5 protein-coding genes and 2 pseudogenes are annotated in these 7,220 nt (G+C 69.2%); 1 reads left to right on the top strand and 6 read right to left on the bottom strand.

Going from position 1 to position 7,220, the window contains the following annotated elements:
• Positions 1-342 precede the first annotated feature (342 nt).
• Together ACFYWQ_RS42465 and ACFYWQ_RS42460 are read right to left on the bottom strand one after the other, a co-directional pair.
• Positions 343-447: pseudogene (locus ACFYWQ_RS42465) on the bottom strand (helix-turn-helix domain-containing protein); the annotation flags it as partial.
• A 193-nt stretch (positions 448-640) separates the two neighbouring features.
• The gene (locus tag ACFYWQ_RS42460; protein WP_389525882.1) at positions 641-1,567 is read right to left on the bottom strand and encodes an oxidoreductase; all 927 of its coding nucleotides are present in this window, start codon (positions 1,565-1,567) and stop codon (positions 641-643) included.
• A gap of 91 nt (positions 1,568-1,658) precedes the next feature.
• Between ACFYWQ_RS42460 and ACFYWQ_RS42455 the strand changes: the two genes are divergently transcribed.
• Positions 1,659-2,234: a TetR family transcriptional regulator gene (locus tag ACFYWQ_RS42455; RefSeq protein WP_389525878.1), complete on the top strand. Its 576-nt coding sequence runs from the start codon at positions 1,659-1,661 to the stop codon at positions 2,232-2,234.
• Between the two features lie 181 nt (positions 2,235-2,415).
• On the opposite strand, the pseudogene ACFYWQ_RS42450 reads toward ACFYWQ_RS42455, so the two are convergent.
• The 4 genes and pseudogenes from ACFYWQ_RS42450 to ACFYWQ_RS42435 form a co-directional block, all read right to left on the bottom strand.
• A pseudogene (locus ACFYWQ_RS42450) lies at positions 2,416-3,066 on the bottom strand (transposase); the annotation flags it as partial.
• Between the two features lie 291 nt (positions 3,067-3,357).
• Positions 3,358-4,371: an aldo/keto reductase gene (locus ACFYWQ_RS42445; protein WP_389525875.1), complete on the bottom strand. Its 1,014-nt coding sequence runs from the start codon at positions 4,369-4,371 to the stop codon at positions 3,358-3,360.
• A gap of 10 nt (positions 4,372-4,381) precedes the next feature.
• Positions 4,382-5,749: an NtaA/DmoA family FMN-dependent monooxygenase gene (locus ACFYWQ_RS42440; protein WP_389525872.1), complete on the bottom strand. Its 1,368-nt coding sequence runs from the start codon at positions 5,747-5,749 to the stop codon at positions 4,382-4,384.
• Positions 5,746-7,203 (bottom strand): NtaA/DmoA family FMN-dependent monooxygenase, encoded by a 1,458-nt coding sequence (locus ACFYWQ_RS42435; protein WP_389525869.1) that lies wholly within the window; start codon positions 7,201-7,203, stop codon positions 5,746-5,748. The genes ACFYWQ_RS42440 and ACFYWQ_RS42435 overlap by 4 nt, the downstream gene beginning before the upstream one ends.
• Positions 7,204-7,220 lie beyond the last annotated feature (17 nt).

The following is a 7,220-nucleotide window of genomic DNA, read 5'->3' as shown; positions in this document are numbered from 1 at the left end:
CTGTCCGAGGCCATCGACGGCCTCGCCGCCGCCAGGGACGCGCTGGACCACCTCATCGAGGACAACCACGCGTACCTGGCACGGTCGGCGGACGACAAGGCCTGAACCAGGGGGCGTTCGGATCGGTCGTGTCCCTTGGCGTGGTGTAGCTGATCATTCGGCGGTGCCGGGCAGGCGGGTGGTGTTGTCCGGATAGCGGCTGTCCATGCTCTCGACGGAGAGATGGCGGCGGGGGAAGGCGATCCACTCGTCGTTGAGTTCGACGAGGACGGCGGTGGCGGGCCGGTCGACGGCGCCGGTGTTCGGGAAGACCTGGACGACGTCGGAACGGTGCTTGATCTCCCGGCCCGGCCGGGGCTCGTCGACCAAGCCGTCCAGCCGCTCCGCCAGGAACCGGCGCCGCCACTTACGGACCGTGTCTGCGGCCACCCGCAACTCGCGGGCGACCGCGACGATCGGCGGCACCTCCGGGCCCGCACCCGTCAGCACGATCCACCGTTGCAGACCCCGGGGGGTGGTGAGATCGGGGTACTGCATCATCTCGGCGATCTGCCGGTTGGCAGCGGCGAGCTCGGCCGCATCGGGGTTCGGGACGAATGCGTCGGGGCTGGTCATGGGCCTTCTTGCTTTCTGGGCACGGTCAGGTCCGCAGGACCGGGAAGGTGACGCCGGTCAGCCGCTCGCTCTCGCGCCACAGCCAGGCCCCCAGCTCGGGGTCGTCGGCCCCGGCGGGCAGTCGGACCGGCTTGGGCGTGCCGGAGGTCTGGTCGCGTCCGGCCGGGCCGAGGTAGGCCCCGTTGACGACCTCGGGGTGGGTCGCGGCATACAGGGACGGCCAGGCCGCGCCGTCGGGGGAGCCCATCAGTGTGCGGGAGGCGAGAGCCAGGAGCAGGCGCCCCATCCGGCTGGTGGAGGTGTGACGCTGCAGGTTGGTGACGGCCGAGCCCGGATGGACGGCCACAGCGCGGTGTGCACTGCCGGCAAGGCGGCGGGCGAGTTCCTGGGTGAAGACGACGTTGGCGCGCTTGGACTTCGCGTACGCGCTCATCGGGCGGTAGCCGCGCTCGCTCATCAGATCTGCGAGATCACCGGAGCGCCAGGCGGCGGCGATGGCGCTCACCGTGACGACCCGGGCAGCTGCGGAGCGCCTCAGGGCAGGCATCAGGTGCGCGGTCAGCGCGAAGTGGCCGAGGTGGTTGGTGCCCACCGTGAGTTCCAGTCCATCGCGGGTCAGCCGTCGTTCCGGGACATCCATCACACCGGCGTTGTTGATGAGGAGGTCGAGGGTCTCGCCTGCGGCGAGCGGGGCGGCCGCCTCGCGGATCGCGCCAAGGCTGCCGAGGTCGAGTTCCACTGTCTCCAGGTGGGCACCGGGCACATCCGCACGCAAGCGGCGGACGGCATCTGCCAGGGAGTCGGGGCGCCGACCCGCGAGCAGGACGCGGGCACCGTGCTCCGCCAGCACCTGGGCGGTGCGGTAGCCGATGCCGCTGTTGGCGCCGGTGATCAGTGCGGTCCGGCCCAAGAGATCGGGGACGTCGACCGGGGTCCAGTGCGAATCCACCATGACACTCCTTAAATGAACGTTCATTTACTTCATCCTATGTGGGGGCCGGCCCGATTTGTCAAATGAACGTTCATTAAGGAAGGCTGGGGGGATGGCAACACGTGACCCCGACCGTAAGCGCCAGCAGCTGATGGAAGCCGCCCTCGCCGAGTTCGCCGAGTTCGGTGCGGCCGGAGCCCGCGTGGACCGGCTCGCCAAACGTGCGGGTATCAGCCCTGGCCTGGTGTACTCCTTCGCCGCCGGCAAGGAGGGCCTGTTCGAGGCCGTTTACGAGGCAATCGCCGAGCAGACCGTGAACGCGGTCCCCATCGACGCCGACGACCTGCCCGAATACGCCGGCCGCCTGCACGACGCCGGGCAGCAGCACCCCCAGGTCATGCGCTTCCTCACCTGGTACGCACTGGAAAGCACCGAACGGCCGGCGCCCGACATCGTGGCCCGCTCGATGCAAGACAAGATCACCGCTATCGAGGCCGCCCAGCAACGCGGCAGCGTCCGCCGGGACAAGCCGGCCGCGGAGATCCTGGCGCTTGTCCTGACTCTCGCGAACATGTGGCAGCACCACACCGAGGACGTCAACTCCCTGGTCCCACCCGCACAGCAGCGCACAACGATCACTGACGCCGTACGCCGCCTCGTCGCCCCGGACCAGCCCGCCGATCACTGACCGCACCACCGCACACCCTCGGCGTCTCGCCATTCCCGACCACGCACGTGATGTCGCAGGAACCGTGGTGTGTGCTGGGTTGTGTCCCTTGGCGTGCTGTAGCTGGTCATTCGGCGGTGCCGGGCAGGCAGGTGGTGTCGTCCGGATAGAGGCTGTCCATGCTCTCGATGGAGAGATAGCGGCGGGGGAAGGCGGTCCAGCCGGCGCCGTCCTCGGCGGTCGCGACGTCCGGACCCAGGATCTCCCGGTGCCCGTCGGCGTTGACGCCCACCGCGACCAGGGCGTGGACGTTGATGGTGCGGCCGCCCTCACGGACCTTCTGCGTGAGCGCGTCGGCCCAGACGAACGTGTAGGGACCGGCGTCGAGCGGCCGGTCACGGAAGGCGGTGACCTGCTCGTCGAGGTGCTTGGCCATCGCACTGACCTGGGACTTCGACAGCTGGGTGACGCCGAGGGACTCCGCGAGCTTCTCGACCCGGCGGGTGGAGACTCCCAGGAGGTAGGTGGTAACCACCACCGAGATCAGGGCCTGCTCGGCCCGTCGGCGGCGCTCCAGGAACCAGTGCGGGAAGTAGCTGCCGGGCCTCAGTTCTGGGACGGCGAGTTCAACGGTGCCGGCGCGGGTGTCCCACTCGCGTGGGTGGTAGCCACTGCGGTGGTTGACGCGTTCTTGGCTGACCTGGCCGTATTCGGCGTTGTAGAGGGCGTCGGCCTCCGCGGACATGAGCGCGTCGGCGAACGTCTTGATCATCGCGCGCGGCAGATCGGGACTCGCCGCGGCGAGGTTGTTCCCGGCGAGGGCGTGCAGGGGCAGACCGTCGGGTGCGGTCATCGTGCTGGTCTCCTTCGAGCTTCGACATCTCGAAGATCAGCCGGTGGCCGTTCTCATATCCGGGCACTCACTCCGACACCTGGGCAAACGCCCGGATCAGGTGGGAACTTGTACACCACTTCCTTGGACGCAACCCGTGGACAGCCGCGCCCGCGGCCTGGTGACCGCGCTCGGCGTGATCACCAGAGCCTCACGACATGCCATCCGCTACCTCACGACGAACCAGCGAACGCGCCCTATGCACCGGCGCATGTGATGATCCTGGCGCCTGTGGTAGTCCCCCTGCCCTCCTCAGCCCCGATCGACCACCCCAGGCCCGCCCGAGAGGTCACCGGTGAACAGGGCCCTCAGTTCCGCCTCCTCCTCGGCCGTGGGCACCCAGCGGGAGCCCAGAACGTTCTCGTCGAGTTGGGCGGGAATGGTGACACCCGCGATGACACTCGTGACGGTCGGCTGCGCGAGCAGCCATCCGAGGGCCGCGGTTGCCGGAGCGATCCCTCGCTCGCGGGCGAACTTCTCGAACTGGGCCAGCGCAGCCCAGGGCGCCTCGTGCAGCAGGTACCGCTTCAGGTTGGTGATCTTCGCGTCCTCAGGGGCGCGCTCCGCCGAGTACTTGCCTGTGAGCAGCCCGTTCTGGAGCGGGAAATACGGGATGAACCCGAGGCCGTGGTGGCGCAGGGCCGGAATCAGCTCCTCCTCGGGCCTGCGCCACAGAAGGCTGTACTCGTCGGTGGTGGAGATGAACCGGGAGAGCCCCGCCGCCCTGGCGACGTGCTGGGCCTCCACGATCTGCCACGCTTTGAAGTTGGACGCGCCGATGTAGCGGACCTTGCCGGAGCGGACCAGGTCGTCGAGGGCGGAGAGCGTTTCCTCCACGGGGGTGAAGGGGTCCGGGAAGTGGATCTGGTAGAGGTCGATGTAGTCGGTGCGCAGTCGGCGCAGGGACTCCTCGACGGCGGCCAGGATGTACTTGCGAGCGCCGGGCAGCCCGTAGGCGGGGCCGCGCTCCTTGTACAGGTTCAGCCCGAACTTGGTGCCGATGACGACCTGTTCGCGGCGGCGGCCGAGGGCGGTGGCGAACAGTTCCTCGCTCTGGCCCGGCCGGTCCCCGTACCCTTCGGCCAGGTCGAAGTAGGTCACTCCCAGATCGATCGCGCGGTCGACGATCGCGGTCACCGTCTCCTGGCCGGCGGCCCGCATGCCGGAGCGGCCGAAGGTGCTGGCGCCGATGCCGATCTCGGACAGCAGCAGTCCTGATGTGCCGAGCCGGCGGTGACCGGTGGGCAGGTGTGTGCTCGCGGGCACAGGTGTCTCCTCAGTGGTGGTCGTCGGTGTCGAGCAGGCCTTGCAGGGTCGAGGCCTCGTACTCGGTGCGGAAGATGCCGCGCCGCTGGAGTTCGGGGACGACGAGGTCGACGAAGAGATCGGCGGGGCCACGGTGGTAGGGCGGGAAGAGCTGGACGCCGTCGAGGACCTCCTCCTCCAGGTTCTCCTCCAGCCAGTCGGCGATGGTCCTCGCGTCACCGACGACCGCGGGCTGCTGTTCGTGGCGTGAGCGCTGCACGTACCGATACAGCTCCCGGAGCGTGGCGTCCTCACCGATCTTGTCGGTGAGGACGTGCCGAAGCAGTTCCCGGTCATCGGCGGAGTTCCGGGCCCGGTCGGCGATCAGGGGCTTCAGTGCGTCGTCGGCGAGCGCGTCCACGTCGACGACGTCCAGGACCCGCTCGTTGTCCCGAACCGCGGACAGGTCGATGCCGAGGGCCTTGGAGAACGCGGCCGGCAGGGCCTCGTCGAGCTGGAAGGCGCTGATCTCGTTGTACTTCGCCCGGGCCTCCCGGGCGGTACCGGCCAGATAGAAGGTGATCCCGGGGATGATCTTGAACTTGTCGGGATCACGGCCGTTCGCCGCGACGAGTTCCTTGACCCTGCGGTACTCCTCCTTGCCGCGGCTGATCCCGAAGTACGGGGAGAATCGCAGCTGCCCGAAGTCGGCGCCGTAGCGCAGGGATTCGTCGGAGAGGCCGACCTGCACGACCGGGATGTGACGCTGCACGGGCGGCGGCACGTTGAGGGGTCCGCGCACGTCGAAGTGCTCGCCGTGGAAGTCGATCTGGTGCCAGGAACCGGGCCGGACCAGGGTGCCCTCGGCCTTGTCGTCGAGGAGGAGGTCGTCGTCCCAGCTGTCGTACAGCAGCCGGTTGACGACCGTGGTGAACTCCCGGGCCCGGTCGTACTTGGTCCGCTCGGTCGGCACCGGGTTCTTGCCGTAGTTGCCGATGGGGTCGCCGTCGCGGTCGATGCCGAAGACGACGTTCAGGGCGGTGCGCCCGCCGTTGAAGTTGTCCAGGGTCGCCAACTGGCGTGCCACGGCGTAGGGGTGCTCGAAGGAGGAGTTCACCGACATCACGAAGCCGAGGTTCTTCGTGAGGGCGGCGGCATGGCCCGCGTACACGAAGTTGTCCCAGCGGAACACCCGGTTGAGGCGACCGGGTTCGCTGCCGAGGGCGCTGCCCGCGAACACGTAGTCCAGCAGGCCACGTTCCGCGGTCCGTGCGATGTCGAGGATGACGCTCGGGTCGGTCAGCCCGGCGTTGTTCGCCTCGGGCAGCCGCCAGGCGTCGAGGTCCCAGCCGGTGCCGTACGCGGCGAGGCCGAGGCGCAGCTTGCGTCGCTCGCTCATATGGCGGCCGCCTCCTCCCGTTCGGTGGTGAAGCTGTTCGGGGGGATGTCCAGGCCGAAGTGGCCGCGGAAGGTGTCGCTGGTGTACTCGGTGCGGTACACGCCGCGTTCCTGGAGGATCGGGACGACCTCGCCGGCAAACCGCTCCAGCGGTTCCCACAGGTACGGGACGCTGATGTTGAAACCTTCGGCGGCGCCCTGGTCGAACCAGGCGACGAGGGTGTTCGCGACGTGCTCGGCGGTGCCGATGACGAGCGGGAAGTTCCCGGCGATGGCCGCGCCGAGCAGGTCCCGGACGCGTACCCCGCCGTTCCCCACGGCGCGGCCCGTGCGCTCGGTGAGCACCCGCAGCAGGCCCTGGCCGTAGCCGTTGAACCTGTCGGCGGCGTCCGCGTCGACCGTGCCGTCGATCCCCAGCGGGCGCAGGTCGGTGCCGATCCGCTCGGACAGTGAGCGGACGCTGCGCACGCCCTTGGGCAGGGCGAACCGCGCGCCCGCGACGCGCGCCCACTCCGGGCTCGTCCAGTACGTCTCGTCCTGATCGCCCTCCACGATGTCGTCGTCGTAGGGCAGCAGCGCGTTGAGTTCCTCGTACAGTTCGACCGCCTCGGCCCGGGTGTCTCCGACGAGCGGGGTGATGCCGGGCAGGAAGAAGATCGGGTCGACGCGTCCGCGCAGTCGCTCGGCGCGCCGGCGCACGTCGGTGTTGAAGGCGTAGGACTCCTCGGGGGTGGCCGGGCCGGTGAAGTTGATGTCGGCCCACTTGGCGGTGAGTTCGCGGGACCGTTCGGAGGCGCCCGCGTACAGCAGCGGCAACTGCCCCTGCGGCGGGCGCTCCAGCGGCAGAGTGCCGGCGACCTGGAAGTGCTTGCCCTGCCAGTCGAGCCGGTGGAACTTGCTGTCGTCGATGTAGCGTCCGGCCTTCTTGTCCTGGAGGTAGGCGCCCTCCTCGACGGAGTCCCACAGCCGGCGGATGACGTGGATGAACTCGTCGGCGCGCTCGTAGCGGCTCGCGCCGCCCAGGTCCGGCAGGCTGAAGTTCCGGGCGGCCAGGTCGGAGGCGCCCAGCACCACGTTCCACGCCGCCCGGCCGCCGCTGAGGTGGTCCAGGGACGCCGTGAGCCGCGCCAGGATGTACGGCTCGTAGAACGTGGGGTGCGCCGTCACCACCAGCCCGATCTTCGAGGAGTTCAGGGCGAGTTGCGAGGCCAGCGTGAACGGTTCGAGGCGGCCGGTGTTGTGTGTGGTGATCCACTGCTCGGCGGCGAGGTCGCCGGGCAGGGTGTCCCCGAGGAAGAAGAAGTCGAACTTCGCGTCCTCGACGATGCGCAGCGCCCTCGTCGCGTACTCCAATCCGAAGGCGTCCGCCGTGGGCGCGTCCGGGTGCCGCCAGCCGCCCCAGTGGGTGCCGTTCAGCCAGTGCATGTAGCCCAGATGGAGCTGTCGCTCGGGCATGGTACGTGGGTTTCCTT

Source organism: Streptomyces sp. NPDC003247 (assembly GCF_042888135.1).
Taxonomy (GTDB): Bacteria; Actinomycetota; Actinomycetes; order Streptomycetales; family Streptomycetaceae; genus Streptomyces.
This window is presented reverse-complemented; position numbering and strand designations above follow the sequence as displayed.

Bases quoted from the DNA above. Each gene is read 5' to 3' on its own strand.
- ACFYWQ_RS42460 (WP_389525882.1), bottom strand. From the start codon at position 1,567: ATGGTGGATTCGCACTGGACCCCGGTCGACGTCCCCGATCTCTTGGGC.
- ACFYWQ_RS42455 (WP_389525878.1), top strand. From the start codon at position 1,659: ATGGCAACACGTGACCCCGACCGTAAGCGCCAGCAGCTGATGGAAGCC.
- ACFYWQ_RS42440 (WP_389525872.1), bottom strand. From the start codon at position 5,749: ATGAGCGAGCGACGCAAGCTGCGCCTCGGCCTCGCCGCGTACGGCACC.
- ACFYWQ_RS42435 (WP_389525869.1), bottom strand. From the start codon at position 7,203: ATGCCCGAGCGACAGCTCCATCTGGGCTACATGCACTGGCTGAACGGC.